The organism is Variovorax sp. GW822-FHT04E09 (assembly GCF_058800845.1).
On record NZ_JBXAMR010000006.1, the window covers coordinates 138,112 to 162,338 of the forward strand.

Genomic DNA, 24,227 nt, shown 5'->3' on the forward strand with positions numbered 1-24,227 from the left:
TTTCAGTTTCTCTTCAGACTCGGCCGTAGGCGAAGCCGGTGACGGCCGTGGTGCCCTCGACCTCGTCGATCACGCGCAACAGCGGCTTCAGCTCGATGTAGCGGCTGGCGGTGGCGCGGATGTAAGCGATGAAGCGAGGTGTGTCGGCCAGGTAGCGCGGCTTGCCGTCGCGCAGCGTGAGGCGCGCGAAGATGCCGGCCACCTTGAGGTGGCGCTGCAGACCCATCCATTCGACCGCGCGATAGAAGGCGCCGAAGTCCTCGTCGACCGGCAGCCCGGCCTTGCGCGCGGCGGTCCAGTAGCGGATGGTGATGTCGAGCACGAACTCCTCGTCCCAGCTGAGGAAGGCGTCGCGCATCAGGCTGGCGATGTCGTAGGTGATCGGGCCGTAGACGGCGTCCTGGAAGTCGAGCACGCCCAGCGGCTGGCCGGCATCGTCGCCCACCATCAGGTTGCGCGGCATGAAGTCGCGGTGCACGTACACGCTCGGCGACGCGAGGTTGTTCTCGACGATCAGCGCGAAGGCGCGGTCCAGCCGCTCCTTCAGCTGGCCTTCCACGGCCACGCCGCGGTGCTTGCCGATGTACCACTCGGGGAAGAGCGCCAGTTCGCGCTCGAGCAGGGCCCGGTCATAGGGTGGCAGCACGCCGGGCCTGGAGGCCAGCTGCCAGCGGATCAGCGCGTCGATGGCCAGGTCGTAGAGCGGCCGGTTGGCGTCCGGGCGGGCCGGGTCGATCACGTCGAGCATGGTCTGGCGGCCCAGGTCATCGAGCAGCAGGAAGCCGTGGTCGCGGTCCCATTCGAGCACCTGCGGCGCCGTCACGCCGGCCCCGGTCATCAGCTGCGCCACCTGCACGAAGGGGGCGCTGTTTTCCTTGTCGGGCGGCGCGTCCATCACGATGCGCGTGCCGCCGTCGGTGGTGTCGAGGCGGAAGTAGCGGCGAAAGCTGGCGTCGGCCGACGCCAGCCGGACGGTGTCCGGGCGCAGTTGCCGGGCGTCGGCAATGCCGGCCAGCCAGCCCCGGAACGCTTCGGCCCGCTGCGGATCTGTCCAGAGAATGGCCTGGGCGGGGTGTGGGGTCGTGGACGCCGGGGTCGAAGGTGCTGTCATGGATAATCAATTCTACAAATCCGCCTGGCGCGGCACCCCTGCTCGAGGTCGATCCGACCGGGCGGGGTGGCTGCCGGACCCCGCAACCCGCCGGCTTGCCGCGCCGTCCCGACGATTTTTCGTTCCGAATCGATGCCTACGACCCCACGCGCTGCCTTGCGACGTTCGAGCCCGCCGCTGCCACTGGCCGTGCTGTCGCTGGCGCTGCTGCACGCGCATGGCGCCTTTGCCCAGCAAGCCGGTGTGCTTGAGGGACCGCTCACGCTGAAGCGCACGCCGCTGCTCACCGAGACGCTGACGCCCGTGCAACGCAGCCAGCTGCCCAGCCTCGTCACTGGCGACCGCATTTCCGGCCGCCCCGACCTCGAGACCGTGGTCGAGGGCAACGCCACGCTGCGCCGTGGCCCGGTCGCCATCACGGCCGACCGCCTCGAGTACTACCAGCCGGACGACCGCGCCAAGGCCACCGGCAACGTGCGGGTCAACCAGGCCGGCAACGTGTACGAGGGCCCCGAGCTGGAGCTCAAGCTCGAGACCTTCGAGGGCTTCTTCAACAACGTGCGCTACCGCTTCCTCGCGACCGGCGGCCACGGCGAGGCCGAGCGCATCGACTTCGTCGACTCCAACGTCTCGATCGCGCGGCGCGCCAGCTACACCACCTGCCGCCGCGAAGACTTCCCCGGCTGGATGCCGGCCTGGCTGCTGACCGCCGCCACGCTGACCACCGACACCGAGGAAAACGAGGGCGTGGCCATCGATGCGCGCATGAGCTTCATGGGCATCACGACGCCGCCGATCCCGCGCGTGACCTTCCCGCTGTCGAACGAGCGCAAGAGCGGCCTGCTGCCGCCCACCATCGGGCTGGACAACACCAACGGCTTCGAGGTCGCGCAGCCCTACTACTGGAACATCGCGCCCAACCGCGACGCCACCTTCACGCCCACGCTGATGAGCAAGCGCGGGCTCAACCTGGCCAGTGAGTTCCGCTATCTCGAGAAGGACTACAGCGGCAGCATCCGCCTGGACCTGATGGGCAGCGACCGCCTCGTGGGCCAGCGCTACAACGAGGCGCGCGCCGAGCAGCTGCAGAAGCTGAACAACGGCGAGATCGCGCTCAAGGACCTGAACTTCGGCAAGCCGCCCGACAGCAGCAAGCGCTGGGGCCTGTGGCTCAACCATCGCCACGACTTCGACGCCAAGGCGCTGGGCCTGGACTCGCTGTCCGCCAGCCTCAACATCAACCGCGTCAGCGACAACGACTACTGGCGCGACTTCACACGCACGCCGACGCTCGCGCAGCGGCAGCTGCCGAACGAAGGCTCGCTGAACTGGACCAAGGGCGACTGGAGCGGCGCCGTGCGCGCCCTGCGCTACCAGACGCTGCAGTACAACCTGTCGCCGGTGGTGCCTTCGTACGACCGCGTGCCGCAGATCACGGCCAATTACGCCAAGTACGACTGGCACGGTTTCGACGTCTCGCTGAACACCGACTACTCGCGCTTTCGCGTCAACAGCATCCTGGCCGGCCAGCCCGGCTTCGACCTCAATCAGCAGTCGCAGCCCGACGGCGACCGCGTGTTCGCGCAGGCGGCGATCAGCCGGCCGTTCCTTACGCCGAGTTCCTTCGTCATCCCCAAGCTGCAGCTGCACGCGACCTCGTACAACTACTACCTGCCGCAGTCGTCCATTCCGAAGGTGTCGGTCAACGGCATCGACTACGTGAACGGGATGCCGTACAACCCGAGCCAGCTGTACTTCTTCCCGACCTCGTCGAACCGCGTCGTGCCGACCTTCAGCCTGGACAGCGGCCTGGTCTTCGAGCGCGACGCCAGCTACTTCGGCCGCGCCTTCCGCCAGACGCTGGAGCCGCGCGCGTACTACGTGTACACGCCGTACCGCAACCAGAGCATGCTGCCGAACTACGATTCGGCCGCCAACGACTTCAGCTTTGCGACCATCTACACCGAGAACGCGTTCTCGGGCGCCGACCGCATCTCGGACACCAACGCGCTCACGCTGGGCGTCACGTCCCGCCTGATCGACCCGGGCACCGGCGTCGAAGCCGTGCGCTTCGGCATCGCGCAGCGCTTCCGCTTCGCCGACCAGAAGGTCACGCTGCCGGGCGTCGCGCCGGTCACCGACCGCACCAGCGACCTGCTGCTGGGCGCCCAGATCAACTGGACGCCCAAGTGGAGCCTGGACACGCTGCTCCAGTACAACCCCGATTCGCGCCGCTCCACGCGCAGCGCGATCAGCGCGCGCTACAACCCGGGGCCGTACCGCAACCTCAGCGCCGCCTTCCGCTACCAGGCGCCGAGCACGCCCACCGCAACCGACGGCAACAAGTCGATCGACTTCGGCTGGCAATGGCCGCTCAACGACCTGTGGGGCGACAAGGGCAAGGACCTCGGGCCGGGCAAGGGCGAAGGCGGTGGCCGCTGGTACGCCGTGGGTCGCCTGAACTACAGCCTGCAGGACAAGAAGCTCACGGACGGCGTGCTCGGGGTCGAGTACGACGGCTGCTGCTGGATCAGCCGCGTGGTGCTGCAGCGCATCACCACCGGCCAGGTGACGGCCAACACCCGCATCATGTTCCAGCTCGAATTCGTCGGTTTCTCCAGCATCGGATCGAGCCCGATGCAGGCGCTGCGACAGAACATCCAGCGCTACCAGCCGCTGCGTCAACCGACCGAAGCCCCGAGCCGCTTCACCAATTACGACTGAAACGACGACCGTTCACGCCATGAAACACATCCGTTCCCTCATCACCCTGGGTTGCCTTGCGGCCATCGCCGCAACGGCCGGCGCACAGGGCTTTCGTTCCGGCAGCGGCATCACGGACATCATGCGTGCCGGTCCCCGGATCGTGCCGCCGGCGGCGCGCCCTGCCGGCCCCGCGGCGGCGCCGGTGCAGCGCGCGGCCGAGTACATCGTGGCGCTGGTCAACTCCGAGCCCATCACCAACACCGAGGTGCAGTCGCGTGTCACGCGCCTGATCCGCGAGAACCCGGACGCCGAGCGCGTGCCGCGCGCCGAACTCACGCGCCTCGTGCTGGAGCGCCTGATCACCGAGCGCGCGCAGCTGCAGCTGGCGAAGGAAAACGGCATCAAGGTCGATGACGTGGCGATCGACCAGGCCGAGCAGACCGTGGCGCGCCAGAACGAGATCAGCCTCACCGAACTGCGCAGCCGCGTCGCGGCCGAGGGCATCTCGCCGCGCGAATTCCGCAACGACCTGCGCGACCAGCTGCTGCTCACGCGCCTGCGCGACCGCGAGGTCGAGTCCAAGGTCAAGATCAGCGACACCGAGGCCGACGAATACCTGCGCGACCAGCGCGAGAGCGCCGTCAAGAACAACGCCCTGCTCAACCTCAACATCGCCCAGCTGCTGGTGGCCGTGCCCGAGAACGCCACCGAGGCGCAGGTCGCGACCGCACAGAAGAAGGCCACCGACCTCGCACAGCGCGCGCGCAGCGGCGAAGACTTCGCCAAGCTGGTGCGCGAAAACTCCGATTCGCCCGACCGCGCCAACGGCGGCGCGCTCGGCCTGCGCAGCGCCGACCGCTACCCGCCGGTGTTCGTCGAGGCCACGCAATCGACCGCGGTGAACGGCATCGCCGGACCCGTGCGTTCGGGCGCCGGCTTCCACGTGCTCAAGGTGCTGACCAAGGCGCAGGTGGGCTCGTCGGATGCGTCCATCACCCAGACCCAGGTGCGCCACATCCTGCTGCTGAACGACCCCAAGCGCACGACCGCGCAGGCGGTGGCCCAGCTGCAGGAATTCAAGCGCCGCGTGCAGGCCGGCACCGCCGACTTCGCCGGCCTGGCGCGCGACAACTCGCAGGACGCGAGCGCCAAGGAAGGCGGCGACCTCGGCTGGTCGCGCCCCGGCCAGTTCGTGCCCGAGTTCGAGGAAGCCATGGACCGGCTCACGCCGGGCCAGATCAGCGACCCCGTGGTGTCGCGCTTCGGTGTCCACCTGATCCAGGTGGTCGGCCGCCGCGAAGCCAAGCTGAGCCAGTCGGAGCAGCGTGAAGCCGCACGTGCCGCGCTGCGCGAACAGCGCGTCGAAGAAGCCTTCACCACCTGGGTGCAGGAAGTGCGCGCGCGCGCTTACGTCGAATACCGCGAGACGCCGCAGTCCTGATGGCCGCGGCAGCGCTCTAGGCCGCGATGGCACAGCACATTGCAAGAAAGCGGTTCGGACAGCACTTCCTGTCCGACGGCGGGATCATCGACGGGATCGTGCAGGCGATCGCGCCGCAGCCCGGCGATGCGATGGTCGAGATCGGGCCGGGGTTGGCGGCGCTCACGCAGCCGCTGGTCGAGCGGCTCGGCCGCCTGACGGTCATCGAGCTCGACCGCGACCTGGCCAAGCGGCTGCGCGAACATCCGCAGCTGGATGTCATCGAGTCGGACGTGCTCAAGGTCGACTTCGCCGAACTCGCGGCCAAGGCCGAACCGAAACCGCTGCGCGTGGTGGGCAACCTGCCCTACAACATCTCCACGCCGATCCTGTTCCACCTGCTGGGCTATGCCCACCTGATCGCCGACCAGCACTTCATGCTGCAAAAGGAAGTGATCGACCGCATGGTGGCCCGGCCCGCCACCTCGGACTACAGCCGCCTGAGCGTGATGCTGCAGTGGCGCTACGACATGGAGAACGTCCTGTTCGTGCCGCCCGAGAGCTTCGATCCGCCGCCGCGCGTGGACAGCGCCGTGGTGCGGATGGTGCCGCTCGCGCAGCCGCCGGCGGTCGATGCGGCGCGGCTTGGCGAGATCGTGCAGGTCGCCTTCAGCCAGCGGCGCAAGATCCTGCGGCACACGCTGGGCAAGTGGCTGGGAGAGCACGGCTTCACCGGCGAATTCGACATCCAGCGCCGTGCCGAGGAGGTGCCGGTGGCCGAATACGTTGCACTGGCCCAGGCCGTTCCCCCATGAAAAAAGCCCGTCGATGACGGGCTTTTTTGTGGCGGCGAGCGGTTGCAGTTACGCAGCGGCCAGCCAGTACCCCGCGTTGAAGGGGCTGCTCATGCGCAGCGCCAGGGGCGACACGTCGACGAGCTTGTCCGTCGGCATTTTCTCGCCGGCCGGCTCGGTGCTGGCGGCGGGCGTGGCCGCGGCGGCTGCCGTGGCGGTGGTGTTGACTTGGATGCCATCGAGGGTTTCAGCGGTGGGCTGAGCCTCGTTCGCCCGTTCTGCTTGGCTGGTGGATGCAGAACGGGCTACAGAAAAGAATAGAAGCAGCGGAACGGGACCTTGCGATCACCCCAGTAGTCCGAAGCGTCGCGGAAGATGTCGAGCAGTTGCTCGCGCGCTTCCTTGTCGAACTTGGCGTTGGCCGGGATCTGTTCGAGCACGATGACGAAACCAGGCTGTGGGCCCGATTTATGCAACGGGTCGGTCATGCAGTCGTACAGCGCGTCGAAGTTCTTGCCGAAGTGCGCCGGGAAGGTGAACTGCTGGGCAATCAGGTCGAGCACGTCCTGCTTGGTCTGGGCGTTGCCCAGGTTGGCGTACAGGAAGTGCTGGCCGGCCGCGTTGGCGGCATCCTGCAGGTCGTTCACGCGGAACGCGCGGATCGATTGCACGATGTTCGGGCGTACGGCTCGAAGGGATAAGGTCATATCCGCTGGTCTTTCCATAGTCATCATCATCTCGTCGGGGCGCTTCGGGGCGCCGCTCAGGTCGTTGTCATCGCTCATGGCGCAATCCGTCTGAAACTCGCATAGTGGTCCGCCGTGTACCAGCAGGCCTCGGGCGCTGTGCGCTGCTCGCCACCGCAAACGATTCGCCGGGCGCCGCGGTTGCGCGCGCCGGGCGTTGGCACCGTGTACTCGCGGTAATGCCCGCGGCGTGCCGCTGGCAGGATGCGTTCGCGATTGCCGAATACCGTGCCGTCTTTGTCGTACCGGAAGGGGCCACCGTCAAGGATGGCCTGGTAGGTTCGCTGGCCCTGGACCGGCAGATCGGTCAGGGCAATCGATGCCTCGGAGGACGTTTTGTCGGCGCCGAACCATCCGCGGGCCTCGGCCCCCGTCGTCAGAGCCACCAGCATCAAGCTGGTGAGCGCAAACTTAGTGACAGAGGACGTGATCGAGGCGTAAGCCGCCATGGGGCACCACAAGAAAAGAGCGGGGGGTTTGAATTGCGCTCAACCTCGGGGTTAACCCGCAAATTCAAGCCCGCGAGTGTGCACCACGCTGGCGAAAATAGCAAGCGACTGCCCAAAGTTTGAGCAGTCGCGGGGGCGGAAAGCGACGCCTTAAGTTGGCGTCCACTCTCGCCAAATGGCCTATCTCTCGGCGTTTGCGTCGGCCACTGTCAAGGCCGTCATGTTCACGATGCGGCGAACAGTCGCGCTCGCCGTGAGAATGTGCACAGGTTTGGCCGCGCCGAGCAGAACCGGGCCGATGGCGATGTTGCCGCCGGCCGCGGTCTTGAGCAGGTTGTAAGAAATGTTGGCGGCGTCGATGTTGGGGAACACCAGCAGGTTGGCGTCGCCCGCGAGCGCGCTGTGCGGCATGACGACCGCGCGCTGCTTGCTGTCCAGCGCCACGTCGCCGTGCATTTCGCCGTCCACCTCGAGCCAGGGCGCCTGCACGCGCAGCAGGTCGAGCGTCTTGCGCATCTTGACGGCGCTGGGCTCGTTGCTGGTGCCGAAGTTGGAGTGCGACAGCAGCGCAGCCTTCGGCTTGAGGCCGAAGCGCATCATTTCCTCGGCCGCCATGGTCGTGATCTCGGCCAGTTCCTCGGGCGTCGGGTCGTAGTTGACGTGCGTGTCGACCAGGAACACCTGGCGGTCGGGCAGCAGCAGGCCGTTCATGCAGGCGTACACCGGCACGTCCTGCGGGGTGCTGGCGCAGCCGCCGGGGCGCTTGCCGATCACCTGGTCGATGTAGTGCAGGTGGATCAGCGTGGTGCCCCAGGTGCCGCAGATCATGCCGTCGACCTCGCCCTTGTGCAGCAGCATGGCGCCGATCAGCGTGAGGCGGCGGCGCATCTCGATCTTGGCGGTCTGCACCGTCTGGCCCTTGCGCTCGGTCATGCGGTGGTAGGTCTGCCAGAAGTCGCGGTAGCGGTGGTCCTGCTCGACGTTGACGACGTCGTAGTCGAGCTCTTCCTTCAGGCGCAGGCCGAACTTCTCGATGCGCTGGGCGATGATGGCCGGACGGCCGATGAGCGTCGGGCGCGCCAGGCCTTCGTCCACCACGATCTGCGCGGCGCGCAGCACGCGTTCTTCCTCGCCTTCGCAATACGCCACGCGCTTCTTCGGCGCGCGCTTGGCGGCGTCGAAGATCGGCTTCATGGTGGTGCCCGAGGCGTAGACGAAGCTCTGCAGCTTGTCGCGGTAGGCGTCCAGGTCCTTGATCGGGCGCAGCGCCACGCCGCTTTCCTCGGCCGCCTTGGCCACGGCCGGCGCGATCTTCATCATCAGGCGCGGGTCGAAGGGCTTCGGAATCAGGTATTCGGGGCCGAAGCTCAGCTTTTCACCGGCGTAGGCGGCGGCCACACGCTCGCTCTGCTCGGCCTGGGCCAGCTCGGCGATGGCGTGCACCGCGGCAATCTCCATCTCGTCGGTGATGGTGGTGGCGCCCGAGTCGAGCGCGCCGCGGAAGATGTACGGGAAGCACAGGACGTTGTTGACCTGGTTCGGGTAATCGGTGCGGCCCGTGGCCATGATCACGTCGTTGCGCACCGCATGGGCGTCTTCGGGCGCGATCTCGGGGTTCGGGTTGGCCAGCGCGAAGATCACCGGCTTGGGCGCCATCTTGGCGACCATCTCAGGCTTGAGCACGCCGCCGGCCGACAGGCCGAGGAACACGTCGGCGCCGGCGATCACTTCCGACAGCTTGCGCATGTCGGTCTTTTGCATGTACTGGCGCTTGTCGTCGTCCATCAGCTCTTCGCGGCCTTCGTAGACCACGCCGGCCAGGTCGGTGACGAACACGTTTTCGCGCTTCAGGCCCACCTTGAGCAGCAGGTTCAGGCAGGCCAGCGCCGCGGCGCCCGCGCCCGAGGTGACCAGCTTCACTTCGGCGATGTTCTTGCCGGCCACCTTCAGGCCGTTGAGCATGGCGGCCGCCACGGTGATGGCCGTGCCGTGCTGGTCGTCGTGGAACACCGGGATCTTCATGCGCTTGCGCAGCTCGCGCTCGACGTAGAAGCAGTCCGGGGCCTTGATGTCTTCCAGGTTGATGGCGCCGAAGGTGGGCTCCAGCGAGGCGATGATCTCGACCAGCTTGACCGGGTCCTTCTCGTCGATCTCGATGTCGAACACGTCGACGCCGGCGAATTTCTTGAAGAGAACGCCCTTGCCTTCCATCACCGGCTTGGAGGCCAGCGGGCCGATGTCGCCCAGGCCCAGCACGGCGGTGCCGTTGGAAATGACACCCACGAGGTTGCCGCGCGAGGTGTACTTGAAGGCGTTGGCCGGGTCCTTGACGATTTCCTCGCAGGGCGCGGCCACGCCGGGCGAGTAGGCCAGCGACAGGTCGCGCTGGTTGACCATCTGCTTGGTCGCCGCGATGGCGATCTTGCCGGGGACGGGAAACTCGTGGTACTCGAGGGCGGCACGGCGCAGCAGGGCGCGCTTGTCTTCCGGGGTGGGGGTCGAAGGGGACGATGCGGTCGAATCGGACATGTGCCGTTGCTCCTGGTGGCGCTTCTTCTGGGGGCGCCGATTGTAGACCTCGGTCCATACCGCCCTACGCCGCATGGCCGGTGGCAGGCATGACCAAAAGCACGGGGCACCGTCAAGGCCCTGTGGCAATATGTGTGGCTGGGACACAAACCGACAACATCTCGAGAGGAACGACCATGGCCCTGATGGATTTCATCAAGAAACAGTTCATCGACATCATCCAGTGGACCGAGTCCGGCGATGGCACGCTGGCCTGGCGTTTCCCGATGGCCGAGATGGAAATCCAGAACGGCGCCTCGCTCACCGTGCGCGAGTCGCAGATGGCGGTGTTCGTCAACGAAGGCCAGGTGGCCGACGTGTTCGGCCCCGGCATGTACAAGCTCACGACGCAGACGCTGCCCGTGCTCACGTACCTGAAGAACTGGGACAAGCTCTTCGAATCTCCCTTCAAGAGCGACGTCTATTTCTTCAGCACCCGCCAGCAGGTCGACCAGAAGTGGGGCACGCCCCAGCCGATCACGATCCGCGACAAGGACTTCGGCGCCGTGCGCCTGCGCGCCTTCGGCAACTACAGCTTCCGCATCGGCGACCCGAAGCTGTTCCACACCGAAATCTCCGGCACGCGCGACATCTACTCCGTGGCCGACCTCGACGGCCAGCTGCGCGGCCTGGTGCTGCAGAACATCAGCAACGCCATCGCCTCCAGCGGCCTGCCCTTCCTCGACCTGGCGGCCAACCAGATCCAGTTCGCGACCGCGCTGGCGACCCAGCTGGTGCCCGAGTTCGAGAAGATCGGCATCAAGCTCGAGAACATCACGGTCCAGAACGTCTCGCTGCCCGAAGAGCTGCAGAAGATCCTCGACCAGAAGATCGGCATGGGCATGGTCGGCAACGACATGGGCAAGTTCATGCAGTACCAGACGGCGCAGGCCATTCCCAAGTTCGCCGAAGGCGCAGCCGGTGGCGGCGGCATCGCGGGCGACGCGATGGGCCTGGGTGCCGGCGTGGCGCTCGGCCAGGTGCTGGCGCAGAACCTCGCGCAGGGCCTGAGCCCCAATGCGGCAGCCCAGGCCGCGGCCACGACGCAGCAGCCGGCCGTGGCCGTGGTGAGCGCCGCCGACGTGATGACCACGCTCGAGAAGCTCGGCGAACTCAAGACCAAGGGCATCCTCACGCAGGAAGAGTTCGACGCCAAGAAGGCCGAACTGCTGAAAAAGCTCGTCTGATTCGTCGCAATGTTTTCGATAGCGACTGACGCCCGCCCAGCGGGTGTCAGAGGCCTTTTGGGCTTGAATCATTCGTGGCCGGCCGCGCCATCGCACCCGGTGCGCCATGGCTGAGGAAACCGGCTCCCAACGCTACTACCGCGCGCCCTGCCCCGGCTGCGGCGCGCCGGTCGAATTCCGCTCGGCGCAATCGACGCACGCGGTCTGCCCCTATTGCCAGAGCACCGTCGTGCGCCAGGGCGACACGCTCGCGCGCACCGGCAAGATGGCCGAGCTGTTCGACGACTTCAGCCCGCTCCAGCTGTTCGCCGCCGGCCGCATCCAGGACAAGCCCTTCACGCTGATCGGCCGGCTGCAGTACACCTACCCCGGCGGGCGCTGGACCGAGTGGATCGCCGCGCTCGACGGCGACCGCACCGGCGTCCTCAGCGAGGACAACGGCGCCTACGTCTTCGCGCTGCCCTTCGACCTGCAGCGCGCCGCGCCACCGCCCGCCGACCTGCGCGTGGGCGCCACCACCGCCTTCGCCGGCCAGAGCTACACCGTCGCCTCCAACGAACAGGTGGCGCTGACCTCCGCGCAGGGCGAACTGCCGCACCTGCCCGAGCTCGGCCAAGCGTTCGCGATGGTCGAGCTGCGCAACGACAAGGGGCTGGTGCTCAGCATCGACTACGGCACCGCCCCGCCCACCGCGTACCTCGGCCGCTCGGTGCAGCTGGACGACCTGCAGCTCACCGGCCTGCGCGACGAATCGGCGAAGGACGAAAAGGGCCGCAGCTTCAACTGCCCCAATTGCGGCTCGCCCGTCACGGTCAACCTGGCCGACAGCAAGAGCATCACCTGCGGCTCGTGCAACAGCATCATCGACCTGTCGCAAGGCATCGGCGGCGAACTCAAGCACGCCGAGCAGAACGAGCCGGTGCGCCCGCTCATCGCGCTGGGCAGCGTGGGCCAGCTGCAGGGCGCGCAGTGGCAGGTGGTGGGCTTCCAGCACCGCATGGGCCAGGAGCCCGGCGACGACGAGCAGTTCGGCTGGGACGAGTACCTGCTGTACAACAAGAAGCGCGGCTTCAGCTTCCTGGTCGATGCCGAAGACGGCTGGAGCATGGTCAAGCCGACCACCGGCGCGCCCGTGATGGCCGAGAACGGCAACACCGCCACCTACCTCAACAAGCGCTACCAGCAGCAGTACGCCTACAACGCCGAGACCACCTACGTGGCCGGCGAGTTCTACTGGCAGGTCGAGCGCGGGCAGAAAACCTTCAACCGCGACTTCGCCAGCGGCGGCGCGCTGCTCTCGATGGAACGCTCGGCCAACGAGCTGACCTGGTCCTCGGGCAGCAAGATCGACAGCGGCGCGGTGGCCACGGCCTTCAAGCTCGACGCCAAGAAAGACCTGTTCTCGCGCGGCGACGCGCTGCCCGTGAGCGCCGCGTCGGGCATGGGCTGCGGCACGATCATCCTCGTCATCGTGGTCATCCTCTTTGTCCTGATCATGATGAGCAACTGCAGCGGCGGCTCCTCGAGCGGGTACCGCAGCTCGGGCGGTTCGTACGGCGGCTACTCGAGCGGCGGCGGCCACAAATGACGAAGATCGCGCGCAGGCGCTCTCTTGTTTCTCTCTTTATTGCTACGACTGGAGGTCCCCATGGGAATTGAATGGCTGAAACCGGGCGTGGTCCTCGGATCGCTCGTGTATGCGCTGATCGGCGTGGTGGTCTTCTGGATCTGCTTTCTGATCATCGACAAGATCACCCCCTATGACCTGTGGGGCGAGATCGTCGAGAAGCAGAACAGGGCGCTGGCGCTCGTCGTGGCCGCCATGTGCCTCGGCATCAGCGTCATCGTGGCCGCAGCAATCCATTGAGCGACGCGGCCCTGCCCGCGCGCACCCCGGATGCGCGGGGGCCGCAACCCGTGGAGATCGCGCTGCTCGCCAGCGTGTTCGTCGTCGCGGCCTGCGGCCTCGTCTACGAACTGAGCGCGGCCGCGCTGAGCTCCTACCTGCTCGGCGACTCAGTGCTGCAGTTCAGCACCATCATCGGCACCTACCTGTTCGCCATGGGCGTCGGCTCGTGGCTCTCGCGCTATTTCGACCGGCAGCTGCCGGCGCACTTCCTTCGCATCGAACTGCTCGTGGCGCTGATCGGCGGCGCGCTGCCGGCGATCCTGTTCCTGGCCAACGCCTACGTGCCGGGCGCGTTCCGGCTGCTGCTGTACGGCCTCGTGGTGGTGGTGGGCACGCTGGTGGGGCTCGAGATTCCGCTGGTGATGCGCATCCTCAAGCGCAACATCGTGCTCAAGGACCTCGTGTCGCAGGTGCTGACCTTCGACTACCTGGGCGCGCTTGCCGTGTCGGTCGCGTTCCCGCTGATCCTCGTGCCGCAGCTGGGCATGATCCGCACCGGCCTGCTGTTCGGCGTGATGAACGCCGCGGTGGCCGTGTGGGCGCTGTGGCTGTTCCGCCATGAGCTGCGCCGCGCCGGCGCGCACGCGGTGGCCTGCTTTCTCACGCTGGCCGCGCTCATCGGCGCCTTCTGGGGCGCCGACCACATCACCACGCTGGCGGAAGACAAGTTCTACCAGGACCGCATCGTCTTCAGCGCCAGCTCGCCCTACCAGCGCATCGTGGTCACGCGCGGCGCGCTGGGCCACCGGCTGTTCCTCAACGGCAACCTGCAGTTCGCCGAGCGCGACGAGTACCGCTACCACGAGGCGCTGGTGCACCCCGCGATGGCGGCGCACGGCGCGCCCAAGAAAGTCGCCGTGCTCGGCGGCGGCGACGGCATGGCGGTGCGCGAGATCCTCAAGTACCCCTCGGTCGAGTCGGTCACGTTGGTGGAGCTCGATCCGAACATGACGCAGCTCTTCACCACGCACGAGACGCTGGCCGCGCTCAACGGGCACGCGCTCTCGTCGCCGAAGGTGAAGGTGGTCAACACCGACGCGTTCCAGTGGCTGCAGCAGGAGGGCGACACCTTCGACGTCATCGTGGTCGACTTTCCCGATCCCACCAACTTCGCCATCGGCAAGCTCTATACCAACAGCTTCTACGCGCTGCTCGACCGGCGCCTGTCGGCCAGCGGCTACGCCGTGATCCAGACCACCTCGCCGCTGGTGGCGCGCAAGAGCTACTGGACCGTGGCAAGCACGATCGAGTCGGTCGGCCTGAAGGCCACGCCGTACCACGCGCACGTGCCCAGCTTCGGCGAATGGGGCTACATCATTGCGAGCCACCGGCCCTACCGGCAGCCCGACGCGCTGCCGGGCGGCATGCGCTTTCTGACGCCGGCAACGCTGCCTTTGATGTTCGACTTTCCGCTCGACATGGCGCGCGTGCCGACCGAAGTGAACCGCCTGTCGAACCAGACCTTGGTCACCACCTATGAGCAGGAGTGGGGCAAGGTCATGGCGCACTGATATGGCTCGCCTCCAGGCTGCGCGCACTTCGTGTCGCTTCGCCAACCCCCTGCCGGGGGCAACACCTGCGGCCCGGCAAAGCCGGTTCCGCGGTGTTCCACGAAGGAACCGTGTGCCATGAGGCGTCGTGGCTTTCTTGGCGTCGCTGCCGGTGCAGGCGCCCTGGCGCTGGCCGGCTGCGAGGCGCCGCCGCCGGTCATCGAAGGCGGCTTCACCGGCATCGATGTCGCGCGCGGCCATGCCATGCGCGACGCCACGCTCAAGTCGCAGGCCCCGGCCACCGTCAAACGCACCCGCGTCGTCATCGCGGGTGGTGGCGTCGCCGGCTTGGCGGCGGCGCGTGCGCTGCGCCTCGCGGGCATCGACGACTTCGCGCTGCTCGAACTCGAAGATACCGCCGGCGGCAACGCGCGCGGCGGCTCGGTCGGCGGCATCGCCTGCCCGCTCGGCGCGCACTACCTGCCCACGCCCGGCGACGACGCGCACGAGGTGCAGGACCTGCTCGAAGAACTCGGCCTGCGCCGCCGCGTGGCCGGCCGCTGGACGTATGACGAGCGCCACCTCTGCCACAGCCCGCAGGAACGCCTGTTCTTCCGAGGCGAGTGGCAGGACGGGCTGCTGCCCGTGCACGACGTCGGCGATGGCACGCACGCCCAATACCGCCGCTTCGCACAGCGCATCGACGCCCTGCAGCACGCCGCCCACTTCGCCATTCCCACGCTGCGCTTTGCCGTCACGCCCGAACTGCTCGCGCTCGACGCCCTGCCCTTCGCCGGCTGGCTCGACCGCGAAGGCTTCGACGATGCCCACCTGCGCTGGTACCTCGACTACTGCTGCCGCGACGACTACGGTGCCGGCATCGCGCAGGTGTCGGCCTGGGCCGGCATCCACTACTTCGCGAGCCGGCACGGCTTCCATGCGCCCGGTGACGCGAGCGGGAGCGTCAACGACACCAACCCCGATCGCGACGGCGTGCTCACCTGGCCCGAAGGCAACGGCTGGCTCACGAAGCAGCTGGCCACGCCGCTGGGCGAGCGCCTGCACACCGGCCAGGTCGTCACGCGCATCGCCGAAGGGCGTGCGGGCGTCGAGGTCGATGCATGGGATGCCGCGTCGAAATCGATGGTGCGCTGGCAGGCCGAGCGCTGCATCGTCGCGCTGCCCGTGTTCATCGCCGCGCGCGTGGTCGAGAACCCGCCCTCGCTGCTGACCAGCGCCGCCGCGCACCTGCGCTACGCCCCCTGGCTGGTCGCCAACGTGCACCTGCGCGGCCCGCTGGCCGATCGCGTCGGCGCCGCGCCGAGCTGGGACAACGTGATCTACGGCACGCGCGGCCTCGGCTACGTCGATGCGCGCCACCAGACGCTCGACCCCACGCCGCGCGGCACCGTGCTCAGCTGGTACCGCCCGCTGGGCCCGAGTGGCTACGACACCGGCGACGGCCGCCAGCTGCTGCTCGAGCGCCCGTGGACCGCATGGCGCGACGAGCTGCTGGCCGAGCTGTCGGTGCCGCACCCCGACCTGCCCGCGCTCGCCACGCGCGTCGAGATCACGCGCTACGGGCACGCCATGTCGATCCCGCGGCCGGGCCTGCTCGCGCAGATCGGCGCGCACGGTGACCGCGTGGCCGCCGGCCGGCTGTCGTTCGCGCACGCGGACTGGTCGGGCTATTCGATCTTCGAGGAAGCCTTCACGCGCGGCCACATCGCCGGAGCCCGCCTCGCATGAAGACGCTGGTGCTCGGCGGCTACGGCAACTTCGGCGCGCGCATCAGCCGCGCGCTCGCGCAGGACCCGGGCATCGAGTTGTGGGTTGGCGGGCGCGACCTCGAACGGGCCACGGCCTTCGCGCAATCGCTGGGCGGCAGTGCACGCGGTGTGCGCGTCGATGCACAGTCGCCCGACCTCGCGCAGGGCCTGGGCTTTCTGGGCGTCGACCTCGTCATCCACACCGCCGGCCCGTTCCAGGGCCAGGACTACCGCGTGCCGCAGGCCGTGGCAGCTGCCGGCGCGCACTACATCGACCTGGCCGACGGCCGGCGCTTCGTCTGCGACTTTCCCGCCGCGATGGACACCGCTTTCCGCAGCGCAGGCTGCACCGCCGTGGCCGGCGCCAGCACCGTGCCGGCGCTGTCGTCGGCGGTGGTCGATCACCTCGCCGCCGACTGGCAAAGCCTGCGCAGCATCGACATCTGCATCGCACCGGCACAGGGCGCACCGCGCGGCGAAGCCACGCTCGCGGGCGTGCTCGCCTACTGCGGCGCGCCGATCCGCGTCTGGCAGGGCGGCCGCTGGACCGAGCAGCCCGGCTGGGCGCATCCCGCGAAGGTGCAGTTCGCGCGCATGAAGCCGCGCCGCGGCGCCTTGTGCGACATCCCCGATCTCGAACTCTTTCCGGCGCGCTACGGCGGCGTGCAGTCGGTCATGTTCCGCGCCGCACTCGAAGTCGGCCTGACCCAGCGGGCCTTCGCCTTCCTGGCTTTCCTGCGTCGCACAGGCCTGCTGCGCGCACCGCAGAAGCTGGCGCCGCTGCTGCACGCGACGGGCGGTGTGTTCGATGCGTTCGGCACCGCGCTGGGCGGCATGGTGGTGCGCGTCGAAGGCACCGATGCACACGGCGCCATCGCGCGCCGCGCCTGGCACATCGCGGCCGACGACAACCACGGCCCCGAGATTCCCTGCATGGCCGCCATCCTGCTGGCCCGGCGGCTCGCGCGCGGCGAGGCCTTGCCGGTGGGCGCGCACGCCTGCGCCGGCCTGCTCACGCTGCCCGAGTTCGACCCCGAGTTCGCGCGCTGGGGCATGGTGACGGATGTGGTCGACGAAGGGGCGCCCGCGCCATGACGCGCCCTGCTGCTGCCGACGGCGACGATCGCCTGCTGCGCCTGAGCCTCGTCGCCGTCTGGCTCTTCACTGCCGTCGCCAGCATCGTCGAACTCGACGGCCAGAGCCGCCGCGTGCTGGCCGACGCGGGCGTCGCCTCGCCGCCGTGGCTGGTGCAGGCGCTGATCGTCGGCGGCGCGGCGGCCGATCTGGCGATCGGCCTGGCGCTGTGGCTGCGACCCGGCCGCACCGTCTACCTGGCCGCCTTCGCGTTGATGCTCGCCATGACGCTCGTGGCGACCGTGCTGCAGCCGGACCTGTGGCTGCATCCGCTGGGCCCGCTGCTCAAGAACCTGCCCATCGCCGCGCTGCTCTGGCATTTGTACCGACGCGCCACGCCATGAACACCTACCTCGTCCTCAAGTGGCTGCACATCGTCTCCAGCGTGCTGATGGTCGGCACGGGGTTGGGCTCGGCCTTCTACATGTTCTTTGCCAACCGCAGCGGCAGCGTGCCGGCGCAGGCGGTGGTGAGCCGGCTGGTGGTGCGGGCCGACTGGTGGTTCACTACGCCCACGGTCATCCTGCAGCCGGTCACCGGCTTCGCGCTGGCGCACCTGGCGGGCTGGCCGCTGTCGACGCCGTGGCTGGCGCTGTCGCTGGGGCTGTTCGCGTTCGCGGGGGCGTGCTGGCTGCCGGTCGTGTGGCTGCAGATCCGCATGGCGGCCCTGGCGGGGCAGGCGGACCACGAGGGCACGGCGCTCCCGTCGCTGTATCTGCGCTACCAGCGCTACTGGGAACTGCTCGGCTACCCGGCCTTCGTGGCCATGGCCGTCGTGTTCTGGTTGATGGTGAACAAGCCCGCACTTTCGTTCTGACGTTCGAGACGGGCCGGTGCGCGGGCCCTGTGCGGTTTTCACGCAGACTTCACACACAGCGCCATGGCTTCACAGACCGGGCAGAGACTGTCAGGCGCCAACAAAAAACATCGGGGGAGCGTCCATGCTTCAAGTTGCCAATCGAAAACTCGCGTCGCTCAGCGACGTGCTCTTCACTGGGCTGGGCCGCGTGCTCGGGTTCCTGCGTCCGCTGTCACGCGGACTCATCGGTTCCTGGCGACCTCCGGGGTGGCTGCGCATCGTGGGCGCCTTTCTTCTCTTCGGGCTGCAGTGGCTGCAGCAACGGCTGGCCTGGGTGGTGGTGCTGGCGCTGCTGGTGCTGGCCGGCTGGTTCGCGAGCCCGCATGTGCTGAAGTGGTGGCACGGCCTCACGCCCGACCGCGTCGAGCCCGTCGTTTCCACCGCGCAGATCGTGGCGCCGGCGCGCACGCAGATTGAAAACGACAAGGGGCCCAACCCGGTCGTCATCAACTTCTCCGCCTCGGTCGCGCCGATCGCGCGCATCGGCCAGGAGGCGACCGGCGTCAGCATCGAGCCCGCCATTGCCGGGCGCTGGTCGTGGAGCAGCCAGAAGAAGCTCGAATTCCTTCCCGCGCAGGATTGGCCGGTCGGTCAACCCTACAAGGTGCAGCTGGCGAAGGACGCGCTCGCGCCGCACATCGAGATCGAGCAGCGCAAGTACGAGTTCACCTCGCCCGAATTCAGCGCGCGCATCGCGGGCGCGGAGTTCTACCAGGACCCGGTGCAGGCCAACGTGCGGCGCGCGCTTTTCCAGGTGCGTTTCTCGCACCCCGTGAACACGGCAGAGTTCGAAAAGCGCCTGGTGCTGACCTATGACCAGGCCTGCGGCACCTCGATCTTCAGCGTGGGCAAGTGCGCGAGCGAGAAGTTCACCGTCAGCTACGACAAGCTGCGCCTCACCGCCACCCTCCAGTCCGAGCCGCTGCCCATTCCCGAGAAGACGCGCCCCGTGGTGCTCAGCCTCACCTCCGGCGCGGTCGCGCAGAAGGGCGGCCCCGGCCAGCGCAACGACATCTCGCGCGCGGTCGACATCCCCGGCCTCTTCAGCCTCGACATCTCGAGCATCGACCCGACCATCGTCACCGGCGAGAACGGCGAGCCCGAGCATGTGATGCACGTCACCGCCTCGATGCCGGTGCACGAGCGCGAAATGGCGCGCGTGGTGCAGGCCTGGCTGCTGCCTGCCACGGAAGAAGCCAAGGGCGACCCCGAAGAAAAGTTCGACTGGTCCGCCGACCCCTCGAAGGTCACCGACGCCGTGCTGCGTCGCGCGAAGAAGATCAACCTGCAGCCCATTGCCAGCGAACGCGAAGTGACCGAGATGGTCAGCTTCCGCCTCCCGCAGGCCGAGGGTGGCCGCTACCTGCTGGTGCGCGTGGCCAAGGGCCTGAAGACGCCGGGCGGCTACCAGCTCGGCGCGGCGCGGCAAGACGTGCGCCTGCTCAAGACCTTCGCGCCCGAGCTCACCATCATGAGCCAGGGCTCGCTGCTCGCGCTCTCGGGTGAACGCAAGCTGCCGATCCTGGTGCGCGACCTGCCGGGCATCCGCCTGGAAATCGGACGCCTGCTGCCGCAGCAGCTGCAGCACCTGGTCACGCAGACCAACGGCGACTTCGCGCATCCGCAGTTCAACAGCGGCCTGCAGTCGGACAACCTCGTCGACCGCTTCCAGAAGGAGATTCCGCTCAGCATCCCCGCCGGCAAGGCGCACTACGAGACCGTCGACTTCGCGCAGTACCTGCGCAGCGACGTGGCCGACCGCCGCGGCGTGTTCCTGCTCAAGGTGCAGGGCTACGACCCCAAGGCCAAGAAGAAGGCCGAAGGCGATGCGACGCAGTCCGAAGAGGAACAACAGGAAGAACAGCCCTCGGAAGGCGAAGGCGACCCCGAAAGCGGCAACCCCGAAGACCAGAAGGACCAGCGCCTGGTGCTCGTCACCGACCTGGGCATCGTCGCCAAGAAGGCGCTCGACGGCACACGCGACGTGTTCGTGCAGAGCATCGCCAACGGCCAGCCCGTGGCCGGTGCGCTGGTCGAGGTGTGGGGCCGCAACGGCATGATCGTCGCGTCGCAGTCCACCGACGCCACGGGCGCCGCCAAGCTGCCCAACCTCGCCGGCTACCAGCGCGAGAAAGCGCCCGTGGTGCTGGTGGTGCGCAAGGACGGCGACCTGAGCTTCCTGCCCTTCAACCGCAGCGACCGCACGCTCGACATCTCGCGCTTCGACGTCGGCGGCCTGCGCGCGGCCGGCGTGCCGAACCAGATGACCGCCTACGTGTTCAGCGACCGCGGCATCTATCGCCCGGGCGACACCATGCACATCGCGATGATGGTCAAGGCGGGCAACTGGGCCACGTCGCTGCGCGACCTGCCGCTCGAGGCGGAGATCATCGATGCGCGCGGCCTCAGCGTGCGCCGCGAGAAGCTCAAGCTCGGCCCCGGCGGCGCGGCGGAAATCGCCCACGCCACGCAGGACACCTCGCCCACCGGCAACTACACCGTCAACCTCTACCTGCCACGCGAATCCTCGCCCGGCAACCCCGAGGTGCAGGGCCTGCTGATCGGCAGCACCACGGTGAAGGTGCAGGAGTTCCTGCCCGACCGCACCAAGGTCGTCGCCAAGCTCAGCAGCGAAGTCGCCGAAGGCTGGGTCAAGCCCAAGGACCTGAAGGCGCTCATCGACGTGCAGAACCTCTTCGGCACGCCCGCGCCCGACCGCAAGGTCGAAGGCACGCTCACGCTGAGCCCGGCCTTCCCGGTGTTCCGCGCGTTCGCCGACTACGCCTTCTTCGATCCGCAGCGCGCCACCGAGAAGCAGGTCGACGACCTGGGCAGCGTGCAGACCAGCGCCGAGGGCAAGGCCGAGTTCGACCTGCGCCTCTCGCGCTTCGATGCGGCCACCTACCAGGTGCACGTGCTCGCCAAGGCCTTCGAGCCCGAGGGCGGGCGCAGCGTCTCTGCCGAGGCGCAGACGCTGGTGAGCGACATGCCCTACCTCGTGGGCGTGAAGGTCGATGGCGACACCAGCTACGTGAGCAAGGGCGCCGCGCGCAATGCGACCGTGATCGCGATCGACCCGCAGGCCAAGAAGACCGCCGTGGACGCCCTGAAGATCGAGCACGTGGAGCGCAAGGTGCTGTCGGTGCTCGTGAAGCAGGACAACGGCCTCTACCGCTACGAGTCGCGCAAGAAGGAAATCGTGATCGACGAGAAGCCGCTGGCCATCGTCGCGGCCGGCAACACCATCGCGCTGAACACCTCCACGCCCGGCAACTTCGCCTATGTGGTGCGCAATGCCGGCGGGCTGGAGCTGAACCGCGTCGAGTACAGCGTGGCGGGCAACGCGAACGTTTCGCGCTCGCTGGACCGCAACGCCGAACTGCAGCTCACGCTCGACCGCAAGGACTACGAGCCGGGCCAGGAGATCGAGGTGAGCATCCGCGCGCCGTACGTGGGCGCGGGCCTCATCACCATCGAGCGCGACAAGGTCTATGCCCACGCATGGTTCAAGACCGACAAGACCGCTTCGGTGCAGAAGATCGTGCTGCCCAAGGACTTCGAGGGCACCGGCTACATCAACGTGCACTTCGTGCGCGACCCGGCCTCGGACGAGGTCTACATGAGCCCGCTGTCGTACGGCGTCGTGCCCTTCGCCACCAGCCTGGCCAAGCGCACCGCGAACCTGCAGCTCACCAGCAGCGAACTGGTCAAGCCCGGCCAGACGGTGAAGATGAAGCTCACCAGCGACAAGCCCACGCGCGCCGTGCTGTTCGCGGTGGACGAAGGCATCCTGCAGGTGGCGCGCTACAAGACGCCCGATCCGCTCAAGCACTTCTTCCAGAAGCGGGCGCTCGAAGTGGGCACCTTGCAGACGCTCGACCTGATCCTGCCGGAGTTCAAGAAGCTCATGCAGGGCGCGGCCCCCGGCGGTGACGGCGAAGGCGAGCTCGGCAAGCACCTGAATCCGTTCAAGCGCAAGCGCGACAAGCCGGTGGCCTACTGGTCGGGGCTGGTCGACGTGAACGGCAGCCGCGAGTTCAGCTACACCGTGCCCGAGAGCTTCAACGGCAGCCTGCGCGTGATGGCCGTCGCGGTGAACGACGAGACCACCGCCGCCAAGAGCACCCGCACCGTGGTGCGCGGCGACATGGTGATATTGCCGAACGCACCGCTCGCGATGGCGCCCGGCGACACGGTCGAAGTGGGCGTGGGTCTCGCGAACAACATCGTGGGGTCGGGCAAGGACGTGCCCATTGCGCTCACGCTCACCGCCTCGGGCGGACTCGAAGTGGTGGGCGATGCGACGCAGACGCTCAAGGTCAACGAGCGCGGCGAAGCGAGCACCAAATTCAACGTGCGTGCCAAGCCGGGCGAGCAGGCGGTGCTGGGTTCGTCGGCGCTGGTGTTCACCTCGACGCACAAGACCTTCAGCGCGCGCCTCTCGACCGAAGTGAGCGTGCGGCCTGCGTCGCCGTTCGTCACGCTGGTGCAGGCGGGCAGCTTCCAGCGCGCGGGGGAGCTGAGCAGCAAGGCCGACCTGTATCCGAACTTCCGCAAGAGCGATGTCGCGGTGTCCGCCGCGCCGTGGGCCTTCGCAACCGGCCTCATGCAGTACCTGGAGGTGTACCCGCACGGCTGCACCGAGCAGATCACGAGCCAGACCTTCCCGGCGGTGCTGCTGTCGGGCCGCCCCGAGCTGGTGAAGGAAATGGCGCGCGGCCGCACGCCCGAGCAGGGCCCGATGCCCGAGGCGCGCAAGACCTTCGAGCGCTACCTCGTGCAGCTGCGCGCACGGCAGACGGCCGACGGCGGTTTCTCGCTGTGGCCCGGCGCGGGCGCCGATGCCTTCGCCACGCTCTACGCGGTGCACCTGCTCATCGAAGCCAAGGACCACAAGCTGCCCGTGCCGCAAGACCTGCTGCAAAAGGCGAACACCTACCTGCAGGGCTGGCTCGGCAGCGGCGACACCTCGCTCGACGGCTGGCGCCAGCGTACGCAGGCGGCCTACCTGCTCACGCGCCAGGGCATCATCGCGCCCGCTGCGCTGGCCAACCTGCGCGAAGCGTGGCGCAACAAGCAGACCCAAGGCTGGAGCGACGACCTCGGCGCCGTGTACCTCGCCGCGAGCTACCAGCTCGTGAAGCAGGAGCAAGTGGCCAACGAGCTGCTCAACCCGGTGTGGTCCGACCTGCTCGCGCGCACCGAGAAGAAGCAGCGCCGCAACGTGTGGGGCGCGTACTACGACCCGCTGGTGCACGACAGCATGACGCTGCACCTGGTGGGCCGCCACTTCCCTTCGCGCCTGAAGACGCTGAAGCCCGACGTGTGGGAAGGCATGGGCGCGATGGTGCGCGACGGTTGGTACAACAGCCTGTCGTCGGCCTCGATGCTGCTCGCGGTCGATGCGTACTTCGAAGCGGTGGCGCAGAACGCCGAGGGCAAGCTCACGGCGCAGAGCGTGAACGCGCAAGGGCAGGTCGCGGCACTCGCGCTGGGCTCGGTGAACCCGATCACGCGTGCCGCGGTGCCGGCCGGCACGGCCAAGCTCAAGCTGTCGAACGACAGCGACTTCAACCTGTACTACAGCTGGGCCGAACAGGGCTTCGAGCGCAACGTGCCCACCACGCCGGTGAACCAGGGCCTGGAGATCTTCCATGAAGTGCTCGATGCCAAGGGCAACCCGATCACCAAGGCCAAGCTTGGCGAAGAGGTCACCGTGCGGGTGCGCGTGCGCAGCCTGGAGCGCGCACAGCTCAACGACGTGGCGCTGGTCGACCTGCTGCCCGGCGGCCTGGAGCCGGTGCTGCAGGCCGTGGGCGACGACCAGGAAGCCAATGCCGATGCGCCGATCTGGAAGAAGCGCCTCGGCGGCGGCGGTTCGTGGAAGGTGCAGTACGCCGACATCCGCGAAGACCGCGTCGTGTTCTACGGCGCCGTCGACAAGAACCTGCTCGAAGTGACCTACAAGGCGCGGGCCACCAACGTCGGCGACTTCGTGGTGCCGGCCGCGTATGGCGAGGCGATGTACGACCGGCGCGTGTATTCGCGCTCGGCGGGCGCTCGCTTCCAGGTCGTCGCGAACTGA

General features: G+C 68.0%; 16 protein-coding genes. 12 read left to right on the forward strand and 4 right to left on the reverse strand.

The annotated features are described in order from the left end of the window. Positions 1-13: 13 nt before the first annotated feature. Positions 14-1,111, reverse strand: a complete 1,098-nt coding sequence (locus tag AC1RL8_RS23410; RefSeq protein WP_492686756.1) for an aminoglycoside phosphotransferase family protein — start codon at positions 1,109-1,111, stop codon at positions 14-16. A gap of 132 nt (positions 1,112-1,243) precedes the next feature. On the opposite strand from AC1RL8_RS23410, the gene AC1RL8_RS23415 reads away from it, so the two are divergent. The 3 genes from AC1RL8_RS23415 to rsmA are packed head-to-tail and all read left to right on the forward strand — an operon-like array spanning position 1,244 to position 6,052. Further along, complete coding sequence (locus AC1RL8_RS23415; RefSeq protein ID WP_492686755.1) at positions 1,244-3,835, forward strand: LPS-assembly protein LptD; 2,592 nt, start codon at positions 1,244-1,246, stop codon at positions 3,833-3,835. A 19-nt stretch (positions 3,836-3,854) separates the two neighbouring features. Beyond that, the gene (locus tag AC1RL8_RS23420; protein ID WP_062473582.1) at positions 3,855-5,258 is read left to right on the forward strand and encodes a peptidylprolyl isomerase; all 1,404 of its coding nucleotides are present in this window, start codon (positions 3,855-3,857) and stop codon (positions 5,256-5,258) included. Positions 5,259-5,284: 26 nt separating this feature from the next. Continuing rightward, a complete protein-coding gene (rsmA, locus tag AC1RL8_RS23425; RefSeq protein ID WP_139702942.1) occupies positions 5,285-6,052 on the forward strand; it encodes a 16S rRNA (adenine(1518)-N(6)/adenine(1519)-N(6))-dimethyltransferase RsmA in 768 nt (255 codons plus the stop codon). 284 nt (positions 6,053-6,336) lie between these two features. Here the strand turns inward: rsmA and AC1RL8_RS23430 are convergent, their stop codons facing one another. The 3 genes from AC1RL8_RS23430 to AC1RL8_RS23440 form a co-directional block, all read right to left on the reverse strand. Then, entirely contained in the window at positions 6,337-6,762 is a 426-nt protein-coding gene (locus AC1RL8_RS23430; RefSeq protein WP_095747788.1) for a barstar family protein, read from the reverse strand. 50 nt (positions 6,763-6,812) lie between these two features. Beyond that, on the reverse strand, positions 6,813-7,226 hold the full coding sequence (locus AC1RL8_RS23435) for a guanyl-specific ribonuclease (protein WP_056574987.1): 414 nt from the start codon (positions 7,224-7,226) through the stop codon (positions 6,813-6,815). Positions 7,227-7,406: 180 nt separating this feature from the next. Then, positions 7,407-9,755: an NADP-dependent malic enzyme gene (locus AC1RL8_RS23440; protein ID WP_062473579.1), complete on the reverse strand. Its 2,349-nt coding sequence runs from the start codon at positions 9,753-9,755 to the stop codon at positions 7,407-7,409. A gap of 176 nt (positions 9,756-9,931) precedes the next feature. Here AC1RL8_RS23440 and AC1RL8_RS23445 point away from each other — a divergent pair, with 176 nt between their 5' ends. From AC1RL8_RS23445 to AC1RL8_RS23485, 9 genes are all read left to right on the forward strand, one after another. Further along, positions 9,932-10,981: an SPFH domain-containing protein gene (locus tag AC1RL8_RS23445; RefSeq protein ID WP_101490731.1), complete on the forward strand. Its 1,050-nt coding sequence runs from the start codon at positions 9,932-9,934 to the stop codon at positions 10,979-10,981. 106 nt (positions 10,982-11,087) lie between these two features. Further along, entirely contained in the window at positions 11,088-12,569 is a 1,482-nt protein-coding gene (locus tag AC1RL8_RS23450) for a DUF4178 domain-containing protein (protein WP_492686754.1), read from the forward strand. 60 nt (positions 12,570-12,629) lie between these two features. Beyond that, a complete protein-coding gene (locus AC1RL8_RS23455; protein ID WP_062473571.1) occupies positions 12,630-12,848 on the forward strand; it encodes a DUF350 domain-containing protein in 219 nt (72 codons plus the stop codon). Beyond that, positions 12,845-14,401 carry a polyamine aminopropyltransferase gene (locus tag AC1RL8_RS23460; RefSeq protein ID WP_370680733.1) on the forward strand — a complete coding sequence of 519 codons (1,557 nt, stop codon included), beginning with the start codon at positions 12,845-12,847 and terminating at the stop codon, positions 14,399-14,401. The genes AC1RL8_RS23455 and AC1RL8_RS23460 overlap by 4 nt, the downstream gene beginning before the upstream one ends. A gap of 117 nt (positions 14,402-14,518) precedes the next feature. Beyond that, positions 14,519-16,129 (forward strand): FAD-dependent oxidoreductase, encoded by a 1,611-nt coding sequence (locus AC1RL8_RS23465; protein WP_492686753.1) that lies wholly within the window; start codon positions 14,519-14,521, stop codon positions 16,127-16,129. Further along, positions 16,126-17,244, forward strand: a complete 1,119-nt coding sequence (locus AC1RL8_RS23470) for a saccharopine dehydrogenase family protein (protein ID WP_492686752.1) — start codon at positions 16,126-16,128, stop codon at positions 17,242-17,244. Before AC1RL8_RS23465 ends, AC1RL8_RS23470 begins: the two co-directional genes overlap by 4 nt. Continuing rightward, positions 17,241-17,627 (forward strand): DoxX-like family protein, encoded by a 387-nt coding sequence (locus AC1RL8_RS23475; RefSeq protein ID WP_492686751.1) that lies wholly within the window; start codon positions 17,241-17,243, stop codon positions 17,625-17,627. Before AC1RL8_RS23470 ends, AC1RL8_RS23475 begins: the two co-directional genes overlap by 4 nt. Further along, the gene (locus AC1RL8_RS23480; RefSeq protein ID WP_492686750.1) at positions 17,624-18,100 is read left to right on the forward strand and encodes a DUF2269 family protein; all 477 of its coding nucleotides are present in this window, start codon (positions 17,624-17,626) and stop codon (positions 18,098-18,100) included. The genes AC1RL8_RS23475 and AC1RL8_RS23480 overlap by 4 nt, the downstream gene beginning before the upstream one ends. 124 nt (positions 18,101-18,224) lie before the next feature. Continuing rightward, positions 18,225-24,227, forward strand: a complete 6,003-nt coding sequence (locus tag AC1RL8_RS23485; protein ID WP_492686749.1) for an alpha-2-macroglobulin — start codon at positions 18,225-18,227, stop codon at positions 24,225-24,227.